The organism is Luteipulveratus halotolerans (assembly GCF_001247745.1).
In the GTDB taxonomy this organism is placed as follows: domain Bacteria; phylum Actinomycetota; class Actinomycetes; order Actinomycetales; family Dermatophilaceae; genus Luteipulveratus; species Luteipulveratus halotolerans.
Window position 1 is genome coordinate 1,452,561 of the sequence record NZ_LAIR01000002.1, and the last position, 25,701, is coordinate 1,478,261.

Genomic DNA, 25,701 nt, shown 5'->3' on the forward strand with positions numbered 1-25,701 from the left:
AGGCGTCAGCGGAAGACGGCGTCCAGCGTCGGGATGCGATCGCGGTAGCCCTGCAGCAGAGTGCGTGCCGTGGTCACCGAGTCGACCAGGGGGTGCAACGAGAGTGCTTGCAGCGCAAGGGATTCCGATCCCTCGCGAGCTGCACCGATCGTGAGCTCCTCGACGGCCTTGACCTGCTGGACCAGCCCGAGCGAGGGGCCGGTCAAGGGCTCGGCGGCCAGTGGACGCGGGCCGCTCGCGTCGACCGTGCACGGCACCTCGACCACGGCATCGTCGGGGAGCCCTGCGAGCACGCCCCTGTTGCGGACGTTGAGCAGCATGCCCGCGCGCTCGTTGCGGGCGATGGCGGCCATGAGCGCGAGCGCGACGCCTTCGTAGCCGCCTCCGGCGATGTCGTCGGCATCGCGTTCCTCGCCCTCCTCGCGGGCCTCGGCCATGTAGGTCTCGTCGCGGGCGCGCCGGGTCGCGGTCCACAGGTCGTACGCCCGGTCGGGCGCGGCGGCGACCTCGGCGTAGAAGTCGGCCTGAGACCGCAGGAGGTACTCGCCCCGGGTCTCGGCGCTGCCCTTGATCGCCGCGACGGCATCGCGGGTGAAGTAGTAGTAGTAGAGGTACTCGTTGGGGAGGGCGCCGACCGAGGCGATCCAGTCCGGTCCGAACAGGCGCCCTTCCTCGAGCGTGAGCAGCAGGTCGGGGTCGGCGATGAGCTGCGGGAGCACGTCGTCGCCGTGGTGCTCGAGCCGGTGCAACCAGCCAAGGTGGTTGATCCCGGAGTAGCCGAAATGCGTTGCGGCAGAGTCGATCCCGAGCGCGTGGGCAGCACGTCGACCGAGGCCGATGGGGGAGTCGCAGATGCCCATGACGCGGTCGCCCAGCACGGTCTGCATGGCCTGGGTGATCATCCCGGCCGGGTTGGTGAAGTTGATGACCCACGCGGCCGGTGCGCGGCGTCGTACTCGCTCGGCGACGTCGAGGGCGACGGGCACGGTGCGCAGGCCGTACGCCAGCCCGCCCGGACCGGTCGTCTCCTGCCCGAGGACGCCGAGGTCGAGAGCGACGCGCTCATCGGCGGTGCGGCCCTCCAGCCCGCCGACGCGGATCGCGGAGAAGACGAAGTCGGCGCCGTCGAGCGCGGCGTCGAGGTCGGTGGTGGTGCGGACCCGCGGCGGCTCGGAGTGACCGGCCGCCTGCCGCCGCAGGATGTGCTCGACCGCAGCCAGGCGTGTCTCGGAGACGTCGTGAAGCACGACCTCGTCGATGCGTCGGTCGTGGGTGTCACGCAGGAGGGCGGAGTGGACGAGCGGGACGCGGAACCCGCCGCCACCGAGGAGCGTGAGTCTCATGCGGTGATGACCTCCGTGCCGAGCTCGGTCCACGCGGCGAGCGTCGCCGCTGGCGGGTGCCGGTCGGTCACGAGCGTGTCGACGGCATCGAGCCCGCAGACGCGCAGGGTGCCCGAACCGGGGAGCTTGCTGTGGTCCGCGAGGAGCACGGTGCGCGCACCGCAGCCGAGCATGGCCCGCTTGACCGGGACCTCGACCAGGGTCGTGTCCAGCACGGACCCGTCGGCGGTGACGCCGCTGGTGCCGAGGAACACGACCGTCGCGCGGACCTGGCGCAGCGCGTCCTCGGTGAGGACGCCGACGAGCGAGTGGTACTGCCGACGCAGCGCGCCTCCGAGCAGGATGAGCTCGACGGTCGGGTCCGGACGCAGCTCGTCGAGCACGGCGAGGCTGGAGGTGACGACCGTGATGCGTCGTCCCCGCAGCTCGTGCGCGAGCGCGAGGGTCGTCGTACCGATGTCGAGGAGGACGACGTCACCGTCCTGGACGAGTCGGGCTGCGCGGCGGGCGATGGCCTGCTTGGCGCGCAGCTCGTGGGTGGCGACGCGGGCGAACGGCACGGGTTCGTCGGCGGTCGTGTCGCCCTCGGGCACGGTGGCGCCGCCGTGCACCCGCACGACGCGACCGGCACGCTCGAGCTCGGCCAGGTCGCGACGGATGGTGGAGGCGCTGGACTCCAGCCGAGCCGCGAGGTCCTCGACCGCGGTCAGGCCGTGGGTGCGCAGGTGCTGCAGCGCGGCTGCCTGGCGCATCTGCTTCACGGCATGGACATTAGCAAGCACAAATGCGCAGAGTCACGCAAATTCGAGCGTCCGTGCGCAATACTGATCGCCTAGGACCCGGTGAGCGGTCAGCGGCGACCGCTCCAGCACCGCGAGGCGAGGAGCGTCGTGACGCCTGCACCGTTCGACCCGTTGGCCGACCTGCGTCGCCCCGGCGACCCCGAGGTCGACGTCCTGCTGCAGGGCATGGTGTTCCTCGACATCATCTTCAGTGGCCTGGGCCGGATGCCGGCCAGCGGCGAGGAGATCTGGGCCGACGGCATGGGGTCCTGTCCGGGCGGTGCCGCCAACCTCGCGGTCGCGACGTCCCGCCTCGGCCTGCGTACATCGCTGTCCGCGGCGTTCGGCGACGACGACTACGGCGACTTCTGCTGGCGCACGCTCGCCGAGCAGGAGCAGGTCGACCTGGCCACGTCCCGTCGGTTCGAGCACTGGCACACACCGGTGACCGTCTCGGTGGCGGTCGAGGACGACCGTCGGATGATCACCCACGGGCACGACGCCCCCGAGTCCGCGACGGCGATGATGGGCACGCCGCCGCGCAGCCGGGCTGTGCTGTTCGACCTGACGCCCGACGCGCGCGAGGAGGACACCGCCTGGATCAGCGTCGCCCGCGACCAGGGTGCGCTGCTGTTCGCGGAGGTGGGCTTCGACGGCACTGGGGCCTGGGACCCGGCCACGCTCGACCAGCTGCAGCGCTGCCACGCGTTCACGCCCAACGCGGTCGAGGCGATGGCCTACACCCGGACGAGCACCCCGTACGACGCGCTCACCGCGCTGGCCGACCGCGTCCCGCTCGCGGTCGTCACCAACGGTGCGCAGGGCGCTCTCGCGATCGACAGCACGACGGGGGAGGAGGCGATGGTGCCGGCGCTGCGCGTGCCGACCATCGACCCGACCGGCGCCGGCGACGTGTTCTGCGCGGCCCTGGCCCTGGGCACCCTCGCCCGCTGGGAGCTGCGGCACCGGCTCAACTTCGCATCGCTGTGCTCCTCGCTCGCGGTGCAGGAGTTCGGCGGCTCGCTCGCCGCGCCGGGCTGGGGCGACATCGCCGACTGGTGGCACTCCCAGCGCGAGCGCGCGGGTGGCTCGGCGCTGCAGCGCGCCGTCCGTCGCCGCTTCGAGTTCCTCGACGACATCGTCCCTGCCATCCCGCCGTCGGCCGTACGCCGTGCGGCAGCCACCATCGCCCGACGCTCGGACGTGTGATCGCCCCTTTCGAAGGAGTCCTCATGAAGCAGCAGGCCACCATCGCGACCGCTTCAGCCGCCGTCACCGCTCTCGTGCTGAGCGCCTGTGCACCCGGCTCCGGGGGCGACGACGAGACCGGCGCGGTCGCGACGCCACAGGCGGTGCAGACCGACCCCGCGAAGATGGGCGCGGTCACCCTCACCGTCTGGGACCAGGAGGTCCGCGGCGGAGGCAACGCCCAGTTCACCCAGCAGATCGCGGCGTTCGAGAAGAAGTACCCCAACATCACGATCAAGCGGGTGTCGCGCTCGTTCGACGACCTCACCAAGACCCTGCGGCTCGGGCTGTCCAGCAAGGACGCACCAGACATCGTCCAGGCCAACAACACCCGCTCCCAGATGGGGCAGTTCGTCAAGGCCAAGCAGCTGATCCCGCTCGACCCGTGGATGAAGGCGTACGGCTGGGACAAGCGCTACCCGGCGTCGGTCCGCTCGGTCGTGTCGTACTCACCGGACGCCAAGACCTTCGGCAGCGGCAACCTCTACGGTCTGCCGCAGGTCGGCGAGGTGGTCGGCATCTACGTCAACAAGTCCAAGCTCACGAGCCTGGGACTGCAGCCCCCGAAGGACTGGGCTGCGTTCGAGTCCTCGCTCGCCACCGCCAAGGCCAAGGGCCAGACGCCGCTGGTCCTGGGCAACCTCGACAAGTGGCCGGCCGTGCACCTGTTCGGTGTCGTGCAGGGGCAGTACGTCAAGCCAGACCAGATCCGCGCGCTCGGGTTCGGCAACGCCGGCGCCTCCTGGACCACTCCGGAGAACACCAAGGCGGCGAGCACGCTGGTCAGCTGGGTCGACAAGGGCTACCTCAACAAGGGGTTCAACGGGCAGGGGTACGACCCGGCCTGGCAGTCGTTCACCAAGGGGCAGGGCCTCTACCTGATCGCCGGCACCTGGCTGCAGGCCGACATCTCCAAGGCGATGGGTTCGGGCGTGGAGTTCATGCTCCCGCCGCCTGCGCAGGCAGGGGGGACGACGTACACCACAGGGGCCTCCGGTCAGCCGTTCGCGATCACCAGCAAGGCCAAGAACCCCGACGCGGCTGCCGCCTTCATCAACTTCATCACCACGCCCGAGGCGATGCGGACGATCGCGGCCACCGAGAACCTGCCCGTCGTCGACACCGCAGACCAGAAAGCGCCCAATCCCCTTGGGCAGCAGGTGTTCTCGGCGTTCGACAAGACCACGACGACGAACGGTCTGCTGCCTTACCTCGACTGGGCCACGCCGACGATGAGCGACACGATCGGTGCTGCGCTGCAGGACATGCTCGCCCAGAAGGCCACGCCCGAGCAGACGCTGAGCAGGCTCCAGAAGGACTACGCCGCGTTCACCTCGCAGGGCTGAGGTGAGCGTCACCTCCCGCGCCCGCCGATCGGCGCCGCCCGGCGAGCCACGCACGATCGGCTGGCTGTACGCCGCGCCCGCCCTCCTCGTCTACGGCGCGTTCCTGCTCTACCCCCTCATCCGCGCCGCCCAGATCTCGCTCTACGACTGGGACGGCCTGACCGTCGGCACGTGGGCAGGCCTCGACAACTACCGACAGGTGGCGCAGGACGACGGGCTGCGATCGGCGTTCGGGCACGCGCTGGTGCTGATGGTGTTCTTCGCCGGCGTACCCCTCGTGCTCGGACTGGCTCTGGCGGCGGTCCTCAACCGGGCCAAGGTCCGCGGGCTCGCGTTCTTCCGCACCGTCGTGTTCCTCCCTCAGGTCATCGCGATGGTCGTCGTCGCGGTCGCCTGGCGGCGGATCTACGCTCCCGACGGCTCGCTCAACGACCTGCTCTCGGCGGTCGGGCTCGGCGACCTCGGGCGAGCCTGGCTCGGCGACTACGCACTGGCGCTGCCGGCCGTCGGGCTGATCGGCACGTGGTTCGAGACCGGCCTGGTCACCGTGCTGATGCTCGCCGGCATGGGACGCGTCGACCGTCAGCTGTACGAAGCCGCGCGCCTCGACGGTGCCGGCCCGGTGCGCGAGTTCTTCGCCATCACCCTGCCCGCCGTGCGCGGCGAGATCTCGGTCGCGCTGACGTTGACGGTCATCGCGGCGCTGAAGACGTTCGACCTGGTCTACGTCACGACCAAGGGCGGGCCCGGCAACGAGACGAGCGTGCCGTCGTACGAGGTCTACCACCAGGCGTTCGAGGTCGGGGCCGTCGGGCTCGCCTGCGCGATCGGTGTCACGCTCACCGTGGTGATCTTCGCGATCTCGTTCGTGATCACCCGCCTCGTCGAACGAGGTGACGCATGAGGGTCGGCAGGGGAGAGCAGGTCGCCAACTACGTCGTCCTCGCCGTCTTCGCGGTGCTCGCGGTCTACCCGATCGTCACGGTGCTCGTCTCCGCGTTCGGGCACGACGCCGGCGCTCCGGGTGGGCTGGCCAACTTCCGCGAGGCCTGGGACGTCGGCCACTTCGGCACCTACCTGCGTACGAGCGTGGTCGTCTCGCTCATCGTCGTCTCGGTCGCGACCGTGCTGTCGCTGCTCGCGGGATACGCGCTCGGCACCATGAGGTTTAGGGGCGCCACGGTGCTGTTCTACGTCTTCCTGCTGGGCATCATGATGCCCGCCGAGGCCGTCGTCGTACCGCTGTACTTCGACCTGCGCAGCCTCGGGCTCACCGACACCGTCTGGGCGATCGTGCTGCCGCAGATCGCCCAGTCGGTGGCGTTCGGAACGTTCTGGCTGCGCGCGTACTTCCGCACCACCCACCGCTCGATGGTCGAGGCGGCCCGCCTCGACGGCGCCTCGAGCTGGACCACTCTGTGGAAGGTGCTCCTGCCACCCGCGCGACCCGCAGTGACGACGTTCGTGGTGCTGAGCTTCATGTGGACCTGGAACGAGTTCCTCATCCCGCTGGTGATGGTCACCGACGACTCACTGCGTACGGCGCCGCTCGGCCTGGCGTTCTTCCAGGGCCAGTACACCCAGGGGTTCACCTTGCTCGCCGCCGGCGCGGTGCTGGTGGCTCTGCCGGTCGTGATCGTCTACCTGTTCCTGCAACGTCACTTCATCGCGGGCATGCTCGAAGGGTCCGTGCGCGAGTGACACCTGACAGGATGGTCGGGTGCTCAAGACCTGGCGACTGACCAAGACGATCGGCCTGACGGCCGCCGTGCTCGGCGGCGCTGCAACGGTGGTCGGAGCCGCCGGAGTCGGGGTCGCGGCGTACTTCATGCGACGCATCGTCACCCCTGAGCGTGACCAGCCCGAGGACGCGCGCATCGTCGGCCTGACCAGCGCCACGGTCACGTTCGAGCGCGAGGAGCAGGCGCTCGCCCCGGGCCGCTACGGCCTGTGGCTCGACCACGGCGCCGGCCACGCGCGGATCGGCGAGATCATCTCGCAGGACGACGAGAGCCGCACCGTCACCCGCGAGCTGCTCGGGGTCGACGAGGGCACGATCGAGCTCGGCCCGGCCCGGTGGAGCGGCTACTACTACGCGGGGCCGCCGTCGGAGTCGCTCGGCCTCCCGTGCCAGGAGATCACGGTGCGTGGGCCGGTGGGTGACCTCCCGGCGTGGCTCGTCCCGGGCCACGGCGAGCGCGCTGACCGCTGGGCTGTCCTCGTGCACGGCAGGGGCGCCCTGCGCGACGAGTGCCTGCGCGCGTTGCCCACCCTGCGTGAGCTCGGTCTGACCAGCCTCGTGGTCGGCTACCGCAACGACATCGACGGCCCGGCGAGCACCGACGGCCGCTACAACCTCGGGCTCTCGGAGTGGGAGGACGTCGACGCCGCCATCCGTCACGCGCTCGACCGCGGTGCGAGCGAGGTCGTCCTGTTCGGCTGGTCGATGGGCGGCGCGATCGTCCTGCAGGCGCTCGACCGCTCGCCTGTCGCGGACCGGGTCAGCAAGGTCGTCCTCAACGCCCCGGTGATCGACTGGGGCGACGTGATCAGCCATCAGGCAGACATCAACCGGGTCCCGTCGCCGCTGGCCGCGCTCGGACGAGAGCTGTTGTCCGGCACCGTCTCCCGTCGTGTCATCGGTGTCGCCCAACCCGTCGACGTCGCCGAGACCAACTGGGTCGCGCGCGCCGACGAGCTGCGCCACCCCGTCCTGCTGATCCACTCCGAGGACGACGAGTTCGTGCCGTGCGGCCCCTCCGCCGCGCTCGCCGATGCGCGGCCCGACCTGGTCACGTTCGAGCGCTGGAAGGTCGCGCGGCACTGTCGCGAGTGGAACGTCGACCCGGTGCGCTGGGAGAGCGTGGTCCACGAGTTCTGCCGCTGAGGCCGCGTGGTGTCGCCGGGGGCTGCGTCCTCTAGCCTGACGCGCATGGAACCGGTCTACACGCCTGTCATCGGATTCGCGCGCGCCTTGTTCGCCGCGCAGGGGCTGAAGTTCACCATCACCGGTGCACAGCACGTGCCGGCCACCGGTGGTGCGGTCATCGCGATGAACCACCTGTCCTACTTCGACTACGCGTACGCCGGCCTCCCCGCCCGCGACCACAAGCGGCTCGTCCGGTGGATGGCCAAGAAGGAGATCTTCGACCACCCCGCGATGGGTCCGCTCATGCGCGGCATGAAGCACATCCCGGTCGACCGCGCAGCCGGTGCGGCGGCGTACGACGAGGCCGTCACAGCGCTGCGCGCGGGAGAGCTCGTCGGTGTCTTCCCCGAGACGACGATCTCGCGTTCGTACGAGCTGCGTGAGTTCAAGACGGGTGCTCTCCGGATGGCAGCGGACGCCGGCGTGCCCGTCGTGCCGATGATCGCGTGGGGCAACCATCGCGTCTGGACCAAGGACCACCCCAAGCAGCTCGGTCGTTCGAACACACCCATCACGCTCACGGTGGGCGAGCCCATCACGGTGGCTCCGGGCGTCGACGCCGTCGCGACGACGGCGATGTTGCGCTCGGTCATGGAACAGATGCTGCACGCGGCACAGGACGCCTACCCGACCCTGCAGGGCGACGACCTCAAGTACGTCCCGGCACGCCTCGGCGGCACCGCCCCGACCGCGGAGGAGGCCAAGGTCATCGAGGAGCGCGAACAGGCAGCCAAGGCGGCCAAGCGCAGCGCTCGCGACTGACGGCCTCCCACATCCCCCTCGTCGCGCGTACCTCGTCCACAGCACGCAGCGCCGCAGGACCGGCTGTCGGGCGGGATGGTTACGGTCGGTGCCATGACAGAGCCGACTCTCGCCCCTGCTGAGGCCGCTGACCTGACCCGGGTCTCCGACCGCGTCCTCGAGGCGTTGGCCGGTCCGGGCGCCCACCTGCGCGATGACCAGGCGACTGCCGTCCGGGCTCTTGCTGAGCCCGCGTCGCGCGTGCTCGTGGTGCAGGCGACCGGCTGGGGCAAGTCGGCCGTCTACTGGGTGGCCACGGCCTGGACCCGCGAGCGCGGTGGCGGTCCCACACTGGTCGTGTCGCCGTTGCTGTCGTTGATGCGTGATCAGGTGGCTGCCGCACAGCGCGCCGGCCTGCGGGCCGCGACCCTCAACAGCTCCAACATCGACAGCTGGTCGGCGATCGAGCAGGCGCTGCTGGCCGACGAGCTCGACGTGCTGCTGGTCTCGCCCGAGCGTCTGGCCAACCCCGGGTTCGGCCGACGTGTGCTGGAGTCCCTCGCCGGTCGTCTCGGGCTCCTGGTCGTCGACGAGGCGCACGCGGTCTCCGACTGGGGCCACGACTTCCGGCCCGACTACCGCCGGGTGTCCGACGTGCTGCAGCGGCTCAACCCGCAGACCCCGGTGCTCGCGACCACGGCCACCGCCAACGCCCGCGTGACCGACGACCTGGCACGGCAGCTCGGCGACTCGACGACCGTGCTCCGTGGACCGCTCGCCCGGTCGAGCCTGCAGCTCGCCGTGCTCGAACGGATGGATCCGCTCGCACGCTACGCATGGGTCGTCGAGCACCTTCCCGAGCTGCCCGGCGCCGGCATCGTCTACACCCTCACCGTGGCTGACGCCGAACGCCTGACGGAGGCCGTGCGGGCACGGCACGGCGAGGACCCCTCGCTGCGGGTCGCGGCCTACACCGGTAAGCTCGACGGAGCTCAGCGCGAACGACTCGAGGACGACCTGCGCGCCAACCGGGTCAAGGCGCTGATCGCGACGTCTGCGCTCGGCATGGGTTACGACAAGCCCGATCTCGGGTTCGTCGTGCACGTCGGCGCTCCGCCGTCGCCGGTGTCCTACTACCAGCAGGTCGGTCGTGCTGGGCGTGCGATCGACCACGCCTCGGTGGTGCTGCTGCCGTCGGCGGGTGACGACAGCGTGTGGGAGTACTTCGCCACGGCGACCATCCCGCGGCAGGACCACGTCGAGCGGTTGCTCGCCACGCTCGCAGAGCACACCGAGCCCGTCTCCGTGCCGGCGCTGGAGGCCGAGACCGGTCTGCGCCGCACACGGGTCGAGCTGATGCTCAAGCAGCTCGCGGTCGACGGCGCCGTGGAGCGCACGACCGACGGCTGGGTGACCACCGGCCGGCCGTGGACCTACGACCAGGAGCACTACGACGGCGTGCTCGCCGTGCGCCGCCGTGAGGCCGACATCATGCGTCGTTACGTCGACGGCGCCTCGTGCCTCATGCAGCTGCTGCAGGAGTCGCTGGACGATCCCGATGCAGCACCGTGCGGTCGTTGCTCGGTGTGCCTCGGTCACCTGCCGGATCCGCTGCGCGCGGAGGCCTCCGACGAGGTCGTCGCGGGCGTGCGATCGGTGCTGCGCGGTGAGACGCATGTGCTCGAGCAGCGCAAGATGTGGCCGGGTGGAGCGTTCGGCACCCGTGGCCGGATTCCGGTCGAGCTGTCTGCCGAGCCCGGCCGCGTCATCGTGCACGCCGACGCACCCGAGTGGCGTGACGTCATCCGCGGCCCGCTGACCCGCGATGCCGAGCCACCTCACGAGCTGCGTGAAGCCGCCGTACGCATCCTCGCCGGCTGGAAGGACGACTGGGCTCAGCGCCCCGAGGTCGTGGTCACCCTGGCCGCGGTCGGACTCACCGAGGTGGTGACGGGCGTCGGCCGGCACCTCGCCGAGGTCGGGCGTCTTGACCTTGCGGCGTGGTCTGCACGAGGGCCGGTCGAGCCCGATCTGCCGTCGGCCGAGGAGGCCGCAGCCTGGCGCGGTGTGCTCGACCCGACACCGGTCGCCGACGAGGTCGCGGGCCGGTGCGTGCTGCTCGTCGTCGACGCCACGTCCTCGGGCTGGGTGACCACCGTTGCCGCCGCGGCGTTGCGCGAAGCTGGAGCCGGGCGCGTCCTGCCGCTCGTCGTCCATCGCCGTATCTGAGATGTCCGTCTGGCGCGGTGTGCATCCCGTTGGTCACGAATGCCGTTGCCCTGCAGGGCGATTCGCCTCGCCCAGGTCAGGTCCGCAGCGGCGCGCCGACGTGGTGCAGGTGGCGCAGCGCCTGAGCGTAGGACTCGACGAGCGACGCCTCTGCGTAGTCCACACCGATCTCGGCGCAGTAGTCCTTCACGATCGGGCGGGCCCGCCGCAGGTGCGGCGTCGGCATGCTCGGGAACAGGTGGTGCTCGATCTGGTGGTTGAGCCCGCCGAGACCGATGTCCACCAGCAGTCCACCGGTGACGTTGCGAGACGTGAGGACCTGACGCCGCAGGAAGTCCGGACGGTCCTGCCCGGTGAAGGTCGGCATGCCCTTGTGGTTGGGCGCGAAGATCCCGCCCAGGTAGACACCCCAGACCGCCTTCTGCACGACCACGAACGCCACCGCCTGCACCGGAGTGAGCACCAGGGCCAGCAGGCCGACGTACGCCGCGGCATGGGCGAGGAGCAGGGACGTCTCCAGCCGGCGCTGCTTCAGGCCCGGCCGCGCGACCGCGCGGACCGCCGAGAGGTGCAGGTTGGCGCCCTCGAGGGTGAGCAGCAGCGGGAACAGCCGCCCCTGCAGCGGTGCCACGACCTTGGCGATGCCTCGTGCGGAGCGGGCCTGACGCTGCGACCAGACGATGATGTCGGGCGCCACATCCGGGTCGAGCTCTTCGTGGTTGGGGTTGGCGTGGTGGCGCGTGTGCTTGTCCATCCACCACCCGTAGCTCATCCCGAGCAGCAGGTTGCCGACGACGAGGCCGACCGCCTGGCTCGGGCGGCGCGTACGGAACACCTGGCGGTGTGCGAGGTCGTGGGCGAGCAGCGCGAGCTGGCCGGCGAGCACGCCGACCCCGGCCGCCACCAGGAGCTGCCACCACGAGCTGCCGAGCAGCACGAAGGCGGTCAGCAGACCGACGGCGACGGCCGCGAGCGCCGTGGCCCGCAGGACGTAGTGCACCGGTGTGCGCTCGAGCAGGCCCGCGGCGCGTACCCGGTGGGACAGCTCGGCGAAGTCCGAGCCCGGGCGTTCGGCGGAGCGATGGCCGGACGTGCTGGTGGCAGGTGTCGTCATGGCGGCGAACGTAGGAACGGGCGACGCCCGCGGTCGTCACTCGCCCGGGTGAACGTGAGGAGTACGCGAGAGGCACATGCATGTCGTCCCTACCCAACCTGCGCACGACGTGGCAGGTTCGACCTCATGCGCGCACTCACGGTGACCCCGCAGAAGAAGGACTCGCTCGATGTGGTCGACATGCCCGAGCCGGACCCGAAGGACGGCGACGTCCTGGTGCAGGGTCTGGCGCTCGGCGTGTGCGGCACCGACCACGAGATCTCCGAGGGCTTGTACGGCTGGGCGCCCGGCGGCGCCGACAGGCTGATCCTCGGGCACGAGTCGCTGGGCCAGGTGCTCGAGGCGCCGCAGGACAGCGGGTTCGCCGAGGGTGACCTCATCGTCGGCGTGGTCCGGCTGCCCGACCCGGAGCCGTGCGGCGCGTGCGCGCACGACGAGTGGGACATGTGCCGCAACGGCAAGTACACCGAGCACGGCATCAAGGAGATCCACGGGTTCGGCAGCGAGCAGTGGCGTGTCCACGCGAAGTTCGCGACCCGTCTCGACGCCGGACTCAAGGACGTCGGCATGCTGCTGGAGCCGACCACCGTGGTCGCCAAGGCCTGGGAGCAGGTCGACCGCATCGGTGACCGTGCGTGGTTCGAGCCGAAGTCCGTGCTCGTCACCGGTGCGGGCCCCATCGGCCTGCTCGGGGCGTTGATCGGGGTGCAACGTGGCCTGGACGTGCACGTGCTCGACCGCGCCAAGGACGGCCTGAAGCCGGAGCTCGTCAAGGAGCTCGGCGCGACCTACCACGCCGACGCGGCCGACGAGGTCATGAAGAAGGTGAAGCCTGACGTCGTCATCGAGGGCACCGGTGCGGTTCCGGTCATCCAGGCGGTCCTGGCCCAGAACGTGCCCTACGGCATCGTCGTGCTGACCGGCATCTCCAACCCGGGAGACGAGATCCCGTTCGACCTCGGTGCGGTCAACCGGGACCTGGTCCTCGACAACGGCGCGGTCGTCGGCTCGGTCAACGCCAACCTGCGCCACTACGAGGCGGGTGCGCAGGTGCTCAAGGAGGCCGACAACGCCTGGCTGGAGCGTCTGATCACTCGCCGAGTGCCTTTGGAGAAGTTCGCTGACGCGTTCGCCAAGCAGGACGACGACGTCAAGGTCGTGCTGACGCTGAGCTGACCCGGGCGCCGCGAGCGCTGTCGGTGCTGCGAGCCATGATGGGGGAGTGCGTGCCCGGCCGAGCATCCTTCATCTGGACCTGGATGCGTTCTTCGCCGCGGTCGAGCAGCGTGACAAGCCCTCCCTGCAGGGCCGGCCGGTGATCGTCGGCGGCATCGGCGTGCGTGGTGTGGTCTCGACAGCCTCGTACGAGGCACGTGCCTTCGGTGCGCGTTCGGCGATGCCGACGGCCGAGGCGCGACGCCGGTGCCCTCCGGGCACCGCCTACCTGCACCCGCGGTTCCCGGCGTACAAGAAGTCCTCCGAGGTCGTGATGGGCCTGCTGCACGACCTGTCGCCGGTGGTCGAGCAGGTCTCGGTCGACGAGGCCTACGTCGACCTCGCGGCGCCCGGCACCCACGACCTGAGCGTCGACGGCGTACGCCGGCTGGTGGCCGGCCTCATCGACGAGATCGCTTCTGCCACAGGCGGACTGACAGCCTCGGCGGGCGTCGCGTCGTCCAAGATGCTGGCCAAGATCGGGTCCGACCTGGAGAAGCCCCACGGTCTGGTCGTCGTCGAGCCCGGTCGCGAGCTCGAGGTGCTCGAGCCGCTGTCGGTGCGAGTGCTCGGCGGCGTCGGGCCGGCGACGGCTGACCGGCTCAAGACCTTCGGGGTCACCACGGTGGCCGAGCTGCAGCAGATGACGTTGCCCGACCTGGTGAGCATCTTCGGGGAGTCGCACGGGCACGGGCTGCACCGACTGGCGCGGGCCCAGGACGACCGTGAGGTGGTCGTCGAGCGCGAGGCCAAGAGCATCTCGGCCGAGGAGACCTTCGACGTCGACATCCCCGACCGGGCCCGGCTCGACGCCGAGCTCGCGGCGATGGTCACGCGGGTGGGCGCGCGTCTTGCCCGACAGGCCGCCTTCGCGCGCACCGTGACGATCAAGGTGCGTCACCACGACTTCACGACCCTCACGCGGTCGGAGACGCTGGTCCACCCGACCGGCGAGCCCGGCGTCGTGCTCGCGACCGCGCGTCGGCTGCTCGCCCAGGTCGACGTCGCGGACGGTCTGCGGCTGCTCGGTGTCGGGGTCTCGGGCTTCAGCGGGCACGCGCAGGAGCAGCTGGCGTTCGACGACGAGGCCGACGAGGCCACGCCGATCCTTCCGGAGGGCATCGACCCGGCTCCTCGCGCTCCCGACACCCGCTCGGTGCGACCGACGTGGCGGACGGGCCAGGACGTCGTGCACGACGACCACGGCGCCGGCTGGGTGTGGGGTGCGGGCCGTGACCGGGTGAGCGTGAGGTTTGAGGGCCCTCGGACGCCGCCCGGCGTCGTACGGACCTTCGGCACCGACGACTCCGCGCTGAGCCCGGGCGAACCACCCGACTGGCGTGCCCCGAGCGACGTCAGCGCGTGAGCACGATCTTGCCGGCCGTCTCGCCGTCGAGCATCGCCTGGAAGCCCTCGCGTGCCTGCTCCATCGCGAGCTCGTGCCCGATGCGCGGGCGGACGCCGGCCACGTCGCACAGCCGCAGCAGGTCCTCGAGCTCGGCGCGGGTGCCCATGGTCGAGCCGATGACCCGCATCTGCTGGAAGAAGATGCGCGTCAGCTCGGCGGAGTCCGGCTCGCCGGTCGTCGCGCCGCAGGTGACGAGCACGCCGCCGGGCTTGAGCGACTTGATGGAGTGCGACCACGTCGCTCTGCCGACCGAGTCGAAGACGCCGTCGACCTTCTCCGGCAGCCGGGCGCCGCTCTCGAACGTCTCGTGGGCGCCGAGATCCGTTGCGAGAGAACGCTTCTCGTCGCTCGATCCGGTGACCCACACGCGGAGCCCGGCTGCGCGGCCGAGTGTCGTCAGCGCGGTCGCGACGCCGCCGGAGGCCCCCTGCACCAGCATGGTCTGACCTGCGCGCAGTCCCGACTTGGTGAAGATCATCCGGTACGCCGTCAGCCAGGCTGTGCCCAGGCACGCGGCCTCGGTGAGGCTCAGCGACGTCGGCTTGGGCAGGACGTTGCGCTCGGGCACGACCACGCGCTCGGCGAAGGTGCCCTGGTAGCCCTCGGTGAACAGGCCGCGACGCGGGTCGAGGGTCTCGTCGCCCGCCCAGCCCGGGGAGGTCACCACCGGGTAGACCACGACCTCGGTGCCGTCGTCGAGGGTGCCCGCGGCGTCCATACCGAGAGTCATCGGGAACTGCTCGGGCTTGATGCCGACACCGCGCAGAGTCCACAGGTCGTGCATGTTGATGCTGGCCGCGCGGACCGTGACGGCGACATGGCCGTCGGGCAGCTCAGGCTCGGGCCGGTCACCGACGACCAGCGCATCCAGCGGGGCGTCGGGAGAGGGGCGGTCGGCGTAGACAGCGAGCATGGGGACCTCATCGGGGTGACGGGACGGACGGCCGGGCTCAGTGTGGCAAAGGCCACATCGGCGTCCGCACTGCACTCGTCGTGACCAGCTTGTGACAGGCGGATCGGGCGAACGCCGGTCGACCACGGCTACGCCGCCGTACTGTCGTCCGGGGACGCACGCCTGAGACGGGGAGGTGTCGTGCGCGCACAGGGGGTGCCCACACGATCGGGCAGGTTTCGTACGAGCGCTGTGGCGGTGGTCGGGTTCGTGAGCCTGACGACCGGGTGCGGCTTGACTGACACCAGCGCTGGGTCGACGACGAGCAGGAGCATGCTGCCGCCTGCGACGAGCACGGCCACAACCGGGACGACGCCGGCCCCGGTGCCGACACCCGATCCGGGTGTGACCGACTCCTCCGCCGGCTCATCGACGAGCGAGTCCTCCACCCCGTCGGACCGGACGGCGACACCGGACTCCTCGTCGTCGACGACCACGCGTGAGCGCAAGGAGGACCGCTCGGGTACCAAGGGGCTCGACGCGGGCCTGCGGCGAGCGCTGATCAGGGCGCGACAGGAGGCGCCGGAGGGCATCCGGCTGCGCGTGACGTCGGGCTACCGGCCGGCGTCGACCCAGGAGCGCCTCTGGAAGGCCGCGATTCGCCAGTACGGCTCGCGGGCTGAGGCACGCAAGTGGGTGCTGCCGCCCGAGGACTCCTCGCACGTGCAGGGCGCCGCGGTCGACATCGGTCCGCGTGAGGGGGCGCGCTGGTTGGAGCTCAACGGCGCGCGGTTCGGGCTGTGTCGCACCTACCGCAACGAGTGGTGGCACTTCGAGGACGTCGCCCGCGACGGTGACTGCCCTCCGATGGCTGCGTCGGCGGCAGCAGCGACCGCCGACTGACCCCGGACGAACGAGCCCGCCCCGACGGCGTCGCAGGAGACGACGTCGGGGCGAGCTCGGTGCGTACGGGGGAGGTGTCAGTAGACCTTGACCGGCGTGCCGATCGGGAGGCCCCAGGAGTCCCAGAGCCAGTTCATCGCCGAGTTGCTCACGCGGACGCAGCCGTGGGAGGCGGGGTAGGCCGGCACCGAGCCGGACCCGTGCACGGCGATGGCGCCGTCGAAGTACTTCGGGCGCCACATCGAGCCGAGCTCGAGGGTCGACTCGTGCAGCTTGTCGTCCTCGGCGTAGACGGAGTACGAGCCGCGCGGGGTGTGAGCGCGGTACTTCGTCTCCTTGCCGGTCTCCTTGTTCTTGACGACGAACGTCTCGCCGTTGCCGGACGAGGCGTTGATGACGGCCTTGACCCGGCCGCCCTCGACCGCGAGAAGGATCTGCCGGTCGAGGTCGATCTCGATGGCCTTGGACGCGCCGGTGCGCGAGCGGGGCACGACACCCCGGTCGAGTGCTCGACGGGTCGCCGCATCGACCTTCCCGGTGCGGCTGATGCCGGCGGCCTTCTGCAGGGCGAGCACGGACTGACGGGTGCCGCCGCCGAAGCTGCCGTCGGGCGCGCCGCCCCAGTAGCCGAGATCGGTCAGGCGCTGCTGCACGGCCCGGACATCGGGACCGGACGACCCGGTCTTGAGCACGGCGCTGCTGCCGTCCGCCGAGGTGTCGTGGTCGTCGGCGTCAGGCTGCGTCGTCGGGCTCGCACTCGGCGAGGTCGTGGAGGGCGAGGACGTCGACGAGGTGCTGTCCTGCGGGGTCGCACTCGACGTGGAGGAGGTCGACGTCGTGGGCGCGACCAGTGGGGTCGCGCCCTCGGCCTCTTCCAGGCTGGGCGTCTCAGAGGGTGCGGCTGCGCTCGAGGGCGACGTGCTCGGCGACGTGCTCGGTGTCGCCGGACCGGGCGTCACCGACGCCGAGCGGGTGGTGGCCGACGCGGTGGTGGTCGAGCTCGCCGCCTGGTCGACCGGCTGGCTGCCGCAGGCGGCCAGGAGGCCGACGCTCAAAGGCAGTGCGAGTGCGGCCGTCAGGCGCGCGCGCGAGGACAGGTTGCGCATGAGTCCCTCCCAGAACAGGTGCCCGCGACGGCGGGCAACCCGGTGATCATGAACGCTCGTCGACGTTCCGCGGTGAATAGCCGCACGATCCGACCGTAGTCGTGTCCGGATCGTGACGTTGGCGGTGACTGCGGTCGACGAGCGGCGTGCACGCGATGCGGGTGATCGAGCGTGGAGAACACCGTACGGTCATGAGAAAGGCCCCCAGCCATCACGGCTGGGGGCCTTCATCCGGTGGGTCGTTTGTACGGCTCCAGATTCCGCCCCTGGCCTGCGGTGCAGCAACGAAACTCGGCTCCCCCTGTGACCTGATCCCGGGCTAACTCTCCGCTGTTCCCAGCGTGGTCCGGGAGACCGGGTTGCCGTGTCGCAGGGCCTGGCTACAGTCCAGGCGCATGAGAGAGCCGTCCAGCCCCGCCAGCATCCCCGTCGACCCGTCTCAACAGGCCGTGATTACGAGAGCGTTCGCAGTCGCGGAGGTGGCCGCCGAGCATCTCGTCCGCGTCTCCCCCACGCTCGACCGGGACAGGGTGGAGTACGTCGTGGCCTCGGTGCTCCTGGAGGAGGCGTGGGTCGGCGGTTCGTAGCCTCACCAACCCCGACTATCGGCGGACCCCTGGAGGCCAGATCACGGTGACCGGCTTGCTGAGCGAATGCGCGTAGGCGACTGCATCAGCCGTCCCGCCCTTCCCTTGTGCGGGGAGGCCGTCCCAGACGGCCACGAGGACGTCGCAGAGGTCGACAACGCGCTTCCCGGCAGCCAGGTAGGCATCTTCAGTCGGCTCCGCGAAGTCCAACGTCTCGACCTCGGAAGCCCTCGCCAGGAGCGCTCTGAACTGAAGGAGGTCAGTCTCCTGCTCGAACGATGACTCATAGTTCGAGCAGGGCAGGATGACGTGTAGTCGTCCGCCTAGGCCCAAGACCTCCTCGGCAAACTTCTGATCAGCCCCGGCAGCCAGACTGGATGCCCCTACGAACGGTGGGCCACCAAGGATGGCTGGCAGCCGGGCCGCCAGCAGACTCCAGACCGACTGCGGTGCCTCTTGGTGGCCCGAGACTGCGTAGATCGTCATAGTCGGTCCTCGGAGGCCATGTGGCGATAGTGCCTTCCGAGGGGTGTGAGCCGACAACCCTCGCTCTGCATCGCGGCGAAGAACATGTGGTCAGCCCCCACCGGCTCCATCAACTTCGCGGACGCGCACTTCTGGAGTTGCTTGAACACTGCCTCGTGCTCAGGATGGGGCTCCAAGCCTGAGTCACGCTTGTCCGGCTCGTATGAGGGATCGAGGGGGAACACGTGGCCCGGCGTCGGGAACCACTTGGGAAGCCTTCGCAGTGTCGAAAGTGGTACGGCAGGGTCGCAACGACGGATATCTTGCAGGTGGTCGACATTCGCCTTGAACATGGGGCGTTGGTCCCAGGTCCCAAACGCCTCGGACAGATAGGAGTAGAGACCCGCCAACGTCAGGTGGCCCAAGACGTCGGCTGCTCCACCTTCGAGCGCACCCTCCAGGTAGGCGGAGAACTGCCCGCGCCCGTCAGGGGTCTCCGCAGACGTCTGATCTGCTCGGCTTGCCGTGAGCATCGAGACCCCTTGCCGCAGGACTGAACCGGCGGTCATGGCGGCAGGGACACCACCCGCCCCACCCGAGAAGCAGCAGTCAAGGATCACCGCGACCTCTTGGTTGCAGGCGTTGATCCTCTCCATGACCTCGCTGAACCTGACGCCAGGTGTTTGCTGAGTGCCGTCAGAGGTCACGAGAGTGACGTCGGCCCCATCCGCGACCTGTGCGCCGTGTCCAGCGAAGTAGAGGAGCGACATGTGGACGCCGGGGGCGAACAGGCGGTCCAACGCCTCCAGCAGATCGTCGCGGCTGACGTGGCCGGTCCCGACTGGGGCGGTGAGGGTCTTCACCTCGAAGTTGGGGGTGTCGTCCTCGTTGCGCGCTAAGACCGGCGTGAGGGCCACGGCATCATTCACACAGCCCCCGAGGTTGCCGAAGGCCGGATAGTGGTCGATGCCGACCACGAGTGCGCGTCGCAGCACGTCAGAGCCCGTCGATGAAGTCCCCGACGTTCTGCCAGGTCCAGGTCTTGCATGGAGCCGTCCCCATCTGCACGGGCTTGGTCCGGTAGCCGTCCTCGATCCAGATGCCGAGGAGCGGCTTGTCCTCCTCACGAGCGCACTTGATCTCCCACAACTGCCCGGCTGCGTTTGGGGTGCTGCTGCTGATGAGGGCGATGACCCCATCGGAGCGGCGGATGCGTGTCCGGACCCGCTCCTTCCACTCCGTGTCGTAGGGGTTCTTGACGCTCATGTCGGTCCAGTCGTAAGGCGTGTTGCCCAGCTTTCGCTGTCCGACGAAGAGGTCACGAGTCCTCTCGTCCTCCTTGGCGAAGGCGATGAAGACGGTCTTGTTGGCCATGTCAGGTCCTCTCTGTCGATGTCGAGGTCATGCTTATCACCGAGCACCGACAGCCCTGTCCGTGCCGAGAGCAGTCGGGGCGCGACGGGCGCTTCCCCTCGCCGCCGCGCCCCGACCCGACCTCCTACTTGACCTTCATCTGGATGCGAGTGCCCTCACTGATGAGCGTCGCGTAGTCGGTCAACTCCGGATCGGAGATCGAGCCGCCAATGCGGGACCACTCGCGCCGGAGCACGGGCTTGATCTCGGAGACGGGCCGTCCCTCGTACCTGCGCAGCAGGGAGTCGAACATCTTCTGGTAGTCAGAGGCGATGTCCTTCACGGTGCCTTGAACCATCCGGTTGAGATCGCGCTCGAAGTTGCCAGACATCTTGAAGCCTGAGCCCATGATCAGACCTGCTGACTGATCGTCGTGCCCGGGTGACGCTGGGCCGTGGACTCCTTGACGAACCGTCCGGTGATCGTGGATCGGTTGACGGTCGTCTTGTTGGACGTGCCCCGACCGATGCGCTCGGTTGAGGTGGTCCGGGGGCTCCGACGTGCCGTCGAAGCGCTCACGAAGCGTCCGGTGCGGGCGCTCCTACTCGCGGTGCGTGCCATCTGGCTCGCCTCCGTTCTGGGCCGAGGCCCATTTGGGAGCACTGCCAGGGAAGCGACTAGAGTCGGAGTCCTAGTTCGCCCAACTAGACGCCAAGCCCTGGATGCTCCCACCCCGGAGAGTCCGGGGCTTCGGTGCTCTTGCGGGCAAGTCTAGTTGGTGCCAATGACACGGCTGTAGTTTCGCCCGGTCCGGCCTCAGAGGTCGGTGACTGGGACCATCTCATCGCCCCCGTCCCAGCGCACCTGCATGCTGGCCATGGGCACGACCGACATCCTCATGGTGAGGTAGAACCGGACACCCTCGTGGGGATGCACCGTCGCGTCCACAGGGAGTTTGTGCAGCATGTTCGCCGCGTTGTAGCCCTCGGGGGCGGACGCGCTCACGCCCGTCGCAATGCCATCTCCGGCGTTGACCAACTCATAGACGACGCGGTTCGAAGTTCGGTCCACCTGCCTGATCCTCCACCGGATGGAATTGCGCGCCTGAGCGGACGCGGCCTCGACCTGCGCGGGCGTGGAGGCAGTATCGGCCATAGTCTCCACCGCCCTGGTCATACGGTCCATGCTGTTCGCCATGGCCTGCGAGCGCGCGTCGGACTCCTGCCGCGCTGCACGCTCCTTGTAGATGTCCACCCGTCCCCAGATGAACGCGATCAGAGCAACAACCGCACCCCCAAGACCGGCTCCAGCGGCTATCCAGTCCGGCACGAGTTCAGTTCTTCGGAGGCAGGGGAAGGGCGTACGGGGTGGGGTGCACGTCCCACGACACGAGCACCTCGACCGGCCTTCCGGTCTGCCACGTGGCCAGCACAAGGAACTTCTTCGAGGCTCCGGGACCGAACGTGTCTTCGGATGGAAGGTCCCGCGTCAGACCCTCTGGGTGATCCACAGTCACGGTCACGAGGTCGACCGTCTGGTCGCTGACGTTACGCATCAAGTAGGACTGTCCGGGGCCGGATGTGATCTCGAACGGGACGTTCATGCCCTGGCCTCCTCATTGGCCTTGGCAGTCGATGGAGAGTGTTGAGCCTCGACCTCGACAGCGACGTTCTCATTCGGGAAGTGGTAGTCGACGGTGGCGAGGTACTCCCGGAAGCCGAGCATGGCGAGCAGTTGGGCGAACGTGTCCATATTCTGCCCCTCCAGCAGAGCGTTGACGATCTCCTCGCTCTTCTCGCGACGGTCGATGAACTTGCTCAGCACCGAGGCCACGACCGTGTTGTCAGCGTTGAAGTCGGCGTCGCTGTTGGCCTTGGCCTTCGCCACGAGGTCCGGGTCTCTTTTCGCGTCCCTGAGGATGCCTTCGATCTCGGGCACCGCGTCGTCGGGGCTCAGGCCGCTGTCCGCGAAGAGGGAGTTGATGGCGTCGATGATGTCCGCCCAATGGGCCTGATCCCGCTCACGCGCCTCGGCGGTGCCCATCTCAGCCAGCGGGCTCAACGGAGTGGCCTGCCCGGACGTCAGGTCGAGCGTCCGAGCGGCCTTGCTCTCGACCTTGTACTTGGCCAGGGCGACCGGGCCGATCTCCACGACGATGCCGGAGTTCTCATCCCGCAGACGCTTGGCGAGCATGCGGTAGTAGATCGAGCGGCTCTCCATCTCCAGGTCGTAGGGGACGATCTGAGAAAGGAAGTCGTAGGCGTTCACGTAGTTGGACAGGTCCGAACGGAAGCCCTCCAGCCGCGTTCGCTCCTCGTCGTCCTTGTCCTCCCGGGCCTGCCTCAGCAGATCACCGAAGCGCTCCGTTGCCGGGTCGATGGCGGCAGTCAGCGCCTTGTGCGTTCCGTTGGGATCGGTCGCGGCGACAGCGGCAGCCTCGATCTCGGCCATCGTGTAGATGCGGTCCATGCCCACGTCGTCCAGTTTCACCGCGAGGCGGTTCGGCAGGTCGGGGTCGGTGACGGCCCCCAATTCGGCCCCCTCGTAGTACGGCTGGAAGGCCGCGAGGATGTCCTCGCCCTTGTTCACGAAGTCGAGGACGTACACGTGGTCCTTGCCCGCCCAGGTGCGGTTGAGGCGCGAGAGGGTCTGGACGGCCATCACGCCGTCGAGTCGCTTGTCGACGTACATCGCGCACAACAGCGGCTGGTCGAAGCCGACCTGGAACTTGTTGGCCACGATCATCACTTGGTAGGCGGGGCCGTTGAAGGCGTCGTCCAGCGCCTTGCCCTTCGTGCCGGTGTTGACGCTCGCCTCGGTGTACTCACCCACGCCGAGCAGGTCGTCGGGCCTGACGTCGGTGTCGTCGTCGGCGACGGTGACCTTGCCGGAGAAGGCGACCAAGGCATGCACGTCGTCGTAGCCGTGCTTGGCCACGTACCGCTCGATGGCGTTGTAGTACCGCAGGGCGTGCTTGCGCGAGTAGGTCACGATCATCGCCTTGGCGGTGCCACCCAGCATCCCGGCGATGTTCTCGCGGAAGTGCCGAATGATGATGTCGACCTTCTGGGAGATGTTGTGCTCGTGCAGCATCACCCAGCGCTGAGCGGCCTTGCGAGCGGCCTCCTTGTCGACGGACTCGACGGCCTCGTCCTTGACCTTCAAGCCCAACTCATAGGCGACGTCGTACTCGGTGTAGTTCTGGAGCACGTCGAGGATGAAGCCCTCCTCGATGGCCTGACGCATCGTGTAGCGGTGGAACGGCTTGGGCCTCGGGTTGCCGTCCTCGCCGGTGTCCTGCGGGTCCGGTGTGCCGAACAGTTCGAGGGTCTTGGACTTCGGGGTCGCCGTGAAGGCGAGATAGGTCAGGTTCGGCGTCTCGGCCCGCTGCGGTAGTTCAGCCGCCAGCAGCGTCTGCGCATCGACCTCCCCGCCGTCCTCAACGTCCGACTGCTCCTGCGGACTCAGGACGGCCTTCAACTTGGCCGCAGCCGTCCCGGTCTGGGACGAGTGGGCCTCGTCCGCGATGACCGCGAAGTGCCCGCCCGATGCGTCGGCCTGCTCGCGCAAGTACTTCAGCGCGAAGGGAGCGGTCTGGATCGTCACGACGATGATCGGGGTCTTCAGCCTCAGCGCCTCGCCCAGTTCGCTGGACTTCGAGGCTCCTGACCCGTCGATGCGGACCATCTGCGCGCCGTGCGGGTCCAACTGCCTCATGGCGGCGCTCATCTGCTTGTCCAGCACGTTGCGGTCGGTCACCACGATCACCGAGTCGAAGACCTTCTTGTTCGACTGGTCATGCAGCGCCGCGAGCCGGAACGCCGTCCAGACGATGGTGTCGGTCTTGCCCGAGCCAGCCGAGTGCTCGATGAGGTACCGCTCACCCACCCCCTGCTCCGCCACCCGCGAGATGACCCTCTCCACCGCATCCCACTGGTGGAAGCGCGGGAACCGCAGCGACGTGGACTTCTCCGCCTTACCCGTCACCGGGTCCGGCTTCTCATCCGTGCGGACCACGAGGTACTTGGTCAGGATCGTCAGGAAGGCATCCGGGTCGAGCACGTCCCGCCAGAAGTACTCGGTACGTGCACCGTCCGGGTTGAGCGGGTTGCCCTTGCCTGATCCGTTGCCCTGGTTGAACGGCAGGAAGGTGGTCTTGCTCCCGGCCAACTTCGTGGTCATCGAGACCTCGTTGTCGGTCACGACGAAGTGCACGAGCGCGCGCTTGCCCCACGCCAGCAGGACGTCCTTGCCGTCCGTGCCCGGGTCGCGGTCATTCTTGTACTGCACCTGACCGCGCGTCACGGACTGGGTGAACTCGGTCTTCAATTCGATGGTCGTCACCGGGATGCCATTGCAGAACAGCACCAGGTCGATGGACTTCTTCGCGTTGGTGCTCGAGTAGTGCACCTGCCGGACGACGCGCAGGATGTTCGACTCGTAGTCCTTGACCGTCTTCGGGTTCATGGACTCAGTGGGCTTGGCCTGCACCATCTGGAAGCGCGAAGAGATGCGTCGAAATCCCTTTCGCATGACAGTCAGCGTGCCCCCACCGCCACCGACGTTGCTCAGCGTGTCAGCGAGGGCGTCCAGGATGCCGTTGCGAGCCTTCGCCTGAGCGGCAGGGTCCAAGCCCGGCTTCAGGTGCTTGGCCAGTTCGTCCGGCTGGGTGGCCTCCAGCCACGCGAAGACGTCCTCGGGAAAGAGGGCACGCTGCTTGTCGTAGCGAGCCGCAGAGCCCTCCTCGTAGACCCACCCCTGCGTAGCCAACTGGGCGACTGCTTCGTCCTCCATGGCCAGTTCCTTGTGGACGTCCGTCATGCTGCCCCCTCCTCGATGCATTCAGTGCCGGTCTCGGGGTCGATCCTGCCGGTGACTGCGGCGGTGATGAGTGCCTCGCGGCGCTCACGAAGCAGGTCGATGACCTCTTGCGCAGCCGAGATCATCGCATCGGCTCTTACTGTTATCGCGCTCGCCTCATTCACGACGTCTGATTGTGCCTGAAGGCTGCGAAGGGGAATGGTCGTGGACCGGATATCGCCCTGAGAAACTTTCTGCATCGAGTGACTTGCGCCCTTCGCGGCAATCTCGATCTCATCGCGGGCCTTGCGGGTACTTAGAGCGAGGGCGACGTACTCGCTGGATACCAAGGAGCGGTCGACCGCGACCCGGTAGAGCAGGTCGCTCAACATGAGGGTCGGGTAGTCCCGATCAACGACGGCGGCGCTTCCCACCCACTCTCGGGTATTGCCACGCGACATGAGCAGGTCACCGGCACGCAGGCCGAGTTCTGGACGAGGCTCCAAATCCCCGGGCAGCATCTTGTTCTGCTCAGGACGAAAGACTCCGCCATTGACACAGCCCACCTTCAGCACTGACCACTGGGTCGACGGATCGTCCACGGGAGTGTCTTCGCATTGGGGAGACCAGCCCTGGCTGATACCAGTGATCAAGCGCCGTAGCGGCACTCTTTGCAGCGAAGCGTCTGAGTCAATGGTGTTTGAGATTGCAGCACGCTGCCTTTCGCGCAGTTCTTGCATTAGCACGTTCTGCGCCTCGATCATGGAGTCGATCTGTGCAGTCTCACGGTCGAGGAAGTCAGCGATGGCCCTCTGACCCTCGACTGTCGGGATGTAGCAGTCGATGGTCCTCAGAACGCGGAAGGGCACTTCAGTCGTCCGGACACCCTTTGCGCCTCCCGCACCGATCCCCCGCTCACGCTTGATCAACTCGCCGCCAAACCAGGACGACTTCATAAGGTAAACGACGTAGCGTGCCTCGACAGCCGGGCGAGGCCGCATCACCTCGTAGTGGTACGTGACCAGCCCATCCTCCCGGGCAAGCCCCATCGCTCCATCTCGGATAGACATCTTGTTGAACACGATGTCCCCTCGTTTCGCGATCTTGTAGTCATCAAGGCTGTCAGCCCGGTGCGCCCCGTCGCTGATCTCAGAACGACGGATTACTCCTCGGAACTGAGAAACGGACATGAGCGGAAGGTCGATACCTTTCCCACGCACATCGACACGATCAACCAAGA

General features: G+C 68.7%; 25 protein-coding genes. 11 read left to right on the plus strand and 14 right to left on the minus strand.

All coding sequences use genetic code 11. The annotated features are described in order from the left end of the window. Positions 1-5: 5 nt before the first annotated feature. Both VV01_RS07490 and VV01_RS07495 read right to left on the minus strand, forming a co-directional pair. Complete coding sequence (locus tag VV01_RS07490; protein WP_050669345.1) at positions 6-1,343, minus strand: 6-phospho-beta-glucosidase; 1,338 nt, start codon at positions 1,341-1,343, stop codon at positions 6-8. Continuing rightward, positions 1,340-2,095, minus strand: coding sequence for a DeoR/GlpR family DNA-binding transcription regulator (locus tag VV01_RS07495; RefSeq protein ID WP_050671791.1), 756 nt, complete (start codon positions 2,093-2,095; stop codon positions 1,340-1,342). The genes VV01_RS07490 and VV01_RS07495 overlap by 4 nt, the downstream gene beginning before the upstream one ends. A 138-nt stretch (positions 2,096-2,233) precedes the next feature. Here VV01_RS07495 and VV01_RS07500 point away from each other — a divergent pair, with 138 nt between their 5' ends. The 7 genes from VV01_RS07500 (at position 2,234) to VV01_RS07530 (ending at position 10,618) form a co-directional block, all read left to right on the plus strand. Continuing rightward, positions 2,234-3,334 (plus strand): carbohydrate kinase family protein, encoded by a 1,101-nt coding sequence (locus tag VV01_RS07500; protein ID WP_050669346.1) that lies wholly within the window; start codon positions 2,234-2,236, stop codon positions 3,332-3,334. A 23-nt stretch (positions 3,335-3,357) separates the two neighbouring features. Next, positions 3,358-4,719 carry an ABC transporter substrate-binding protein gene (locus tag VV01_RS07505; RefSeq protein WP_050669347.1) on the plus strand — a complete coding sequence of 454 codons (1,362 nt, stop codon included), beginning with the start codon at positions 3,358-3,360 and terminating at the stop codon, positions 4,717-4,719. Between the two features lies 1 nt (position 4,720). Next, positions 4,721-5,623, plus strand: coding sequence for a carbohydrate ABC transporter permease (locus tag VV01_RS07510; protein ID WP_050669348.1), 903 nt, complete (start codon positions 4,721-4,723; stop codon positions 5,621-5,623). Further along, positions 5,620-6,420: a carbohydrate ABC transporter permease gene (locus VV01_RS07515; RefSeq protein WP_050669349.1), complete on the plus strand. Its 801-nt coding sequence runs from the start codon at positions 5,620-5,622 to the stop codon at positions 6,418-6,420. The genes VV01_RS07510 and VV01_RS07515 overlap by 4 nt, the downstream gene beginning before the upstream one ends. Before the next feature lie 19 nt (positions 6,421-6,439). After that, positions 6,440-7,606, plus strand: coding sequence for an alpha/beta hydrolase family protein (locus tag VV01_RS07520; protein WP_231635181.1), 1,167 nt, complete (start codon positions 6,440-6,442; stop codon positions 7,604-7,606). Between the two features lie 45 nt (positions 7,607-7,651). Continuing rightward, positions 7,652-8,410: a lysophospholipid acyltransferase family protein gene (locus VV01_RS07525; RefSeq protein WP_050669350.1), complete on the plus strand. Its 759-nt coding sequence runs from the start codon at positions 7,652-7,654 to the stop codon at positions 8,408-8,410. Positions 8,411-8,503: 93 nt separating this feature from the next. Beyond that, a complete protein-coding gene (locus VV01_RS07530) occupies positions 8,504-10,618 on the plus strand; it encodes a RecQ family ATP-dependent DNA helicase (RefSeq protein WP_050669351.1) in 2,115 nt (704 codons plus the stop codon). Between the two features lie 76 nt (positions 10,619-10,694). Here the strand turns inward: VV01_RS07530 and VV01_RS07535 are convergent, their stop codons facing one another. Continuing rightward, positions 10,695-11,732, minus strand: coding sequence for a fatty acid desaturase family protein (locus VV01_RS07535; RefSeq protein ID WP_050669352.1), 1,038 nt, complete (start codon positions 11,730-11,732; stop codon positions 10,695-10,697). A 126-nt stretch (positions 11,733-11,858) separates the two neighbouring features. Between VV01_RS07535 and VV01_RS07540 the strand changes: the two genes are divergently transcribed. Together VV01_RS07540 and VV01_RS07545 are read left to right on the plus strand one after the other, a co-directional pair. Next, positions 11,859-12,908, plus strand: coding sequence for a glucose 1-dehydrogenase (locus VV01_RS07540; RefSeq protein ID WP_050669353.1), 1,050 nt, complete (start codon positions 11,859-11,861; stop codon positions 12,906-12,908). Between the two features lie 46 nt (positions 12,909-12,954). After that, a complete protein-coding gene (locus tag VV01_RS07545; protein ID WP_050669354.1) occupies positions 12,955-14,313 on the plus strand; it encodes a DNA polymerase IV in 1,359 nt (452 codons plus the stop codon). On the opposite strand, the gene VV01_RS07550 is transcribed toward VV01_RS07545, so the two are convergent. Continuing rightward, complete coding sequence (locus VV01_RS07550; protein WP_050669355.1) at positions 14,303-15,268, minus strand: zinc-binding dehydrogenase; 966 nt, start codon at positions 15,266-15,268, stop codon at positions 14,303-14,305. The genes VV01_RS07545 and VV01_RS07550 overlap by 11 nt on opposite strands. A gap of 312 nt (positions 15,269-15,580) precedes the next feature. On the opposite strand from VV01_RS07550, the gene VV01_RS23830 reads away from it, so the two are divergent. Then, positions 15,581-16,150 (plus strand): M15 family metallopeptidase, encoded by a 570-nt coding sequence (locus tag VV01_RS23830; RefSeq protein ID WP_082220873.1) that lies wholly within the window; start codon positions 15,581-15,583, stop codon positions 16,148-16,150. Positions 16,151-16,227: 77 nt separating this feature from the next. On the opposite strand, the gene VV01_RS22265 is transcribed toward VV01_RS23830, so the two are convergent. After that, entirely contained in the window at positions 16,228-17,256 is a 1,029-nt protein-coding gene (locus VV01_RS22265; protein ID WP_071606319.1) for a L,D-transpeptidase family protein, read from the minus strand. Between the two features lie 395 nt (positions 17,257-17,651). Here VV01_RS22265 and VV01_RS07575 point away from each other — a divergent pair, with 395 nt between their 5' ends. Continuing rightward, positions 17,652-17,843, plus strand: a complete 192-nt coding sequence (locus VV01_RS07575; protein ID WP_015779350.1) for a hypothetical protein — start codon at positions 17,652-17,654, stop codon at positions 17,841-17,843. 15 nt (positions 17,844-17,858) lie between these two features. On the opposite strand, the gene VV01_RS07580 is transcribed toward VV01_RS07575, so the two are convergent. From VV01_RS07580 to VV01_RS07615, 9 genes are all read right to left on the minus strand, one after another. Then, complete coding sequence (locus VV01_RS07580; protein WP_050669359.1) at positions 17,859-18,329, minus strand: hypothetical protein; 471 nt, start codon at positions 18,327-18,329, stop codon at positions 17,859-17,861. Beyond that, a complete protein-coding gene (locus VV01_RS07585; RefSeq protein ID WP_231635182.1) occupies positions 18,326-19,285 on the minus strand; it encodes a caspase family protein in 960 nt (319 codons plus the stop codon). Before VV01_RS07585 ends, VV01_RS07580 begins: the two co-directional genes overlap by 4 nt. Before the next feature lie 19 nt (positions 19,286-19,304). Further along, complete coding sequence (locus tag VV01_RS07590; RefSeq protein ID WP_015779347.1) at positions 19,305-19,682, minus strand: TIR domain-containing protein; 378 nt, start codon at positions 19,680-19,682, stop codon at positions 19,305-19,307. 124 nt (positions 19,683-19,806) lie between these two features. Next, positions 19,807-20,052: a hypothetical protein gene (locus tag VV01_RS07595; RefSeq protein ID WP_231635183.1), complete on the minus strand. Its 246-nt coding sequence runs from the start codon at positions 20,050-20,052 to the stop codon at positions 19,807-19,809. A gap of 20 nt (positions 20,053-20,072) precedes the next feature. Continuing rightward, positions 20,073-20,282, minus strand: coding sequence for a hypothetical protein (locus VV01_RS23270; protein WP_143827359.1), 210 nt, complete (start codon positions 20,280-20,282; stop codon positions 20,073-20,075). Positions 20,283-20,477: 195 nt separating this feature from the next. After that, on the minus strand, positions 20,478-20,915 hold the full coding sequence (locus VV01_RS07600; RefSeq protein ID WP_015779344.1) for a hypothetical protein: 438 nt from the start codon (positions 20,913-20,915) through the stop codon (positions 20,478-20,480). A 79-nt stretch (positions 20,916-20,994) separates the two neighbouring features. Then, on the minus strand, positions 20,995-21,264 hold the full coding sequence (locus VV01_RS07605; protein WP_015779343.1) for a hypothetical protein: 270 nt from the start codon (positions 21,262-21,264) through the stop codon (positions 20,995-20,997). After that, complete coding sequence (locus VV01_RS07610; protein WP_050669362.1) at positions 21,261-24,482, minus strand: type I restriction endonuclease subunit R; 3,222 nt, start codon at positions 24,480-24,482, stop codon at positions 21,261-21,263. The genes VV01_RS07605 and VV01_RS07610 overlap by 4 nt, the downstream gene beginning before the upstream one ends. Beyond that, a complete protein-coding gene (locus VV01_RS07615) occupies positions 24,479-25,651 on the minus strand; it encodes a restriction endonuclease subunit S (protein WP_157508773.1) in 1,173 nt (390 codons plus the stop codon). Before VV01_RS07615 ends, VV01_RS07610 begins: the two co-directional genes overlap by 4 nt. Between the last annotated feature and the right edge of the window lie 50 nt (positions 25,652-25,701).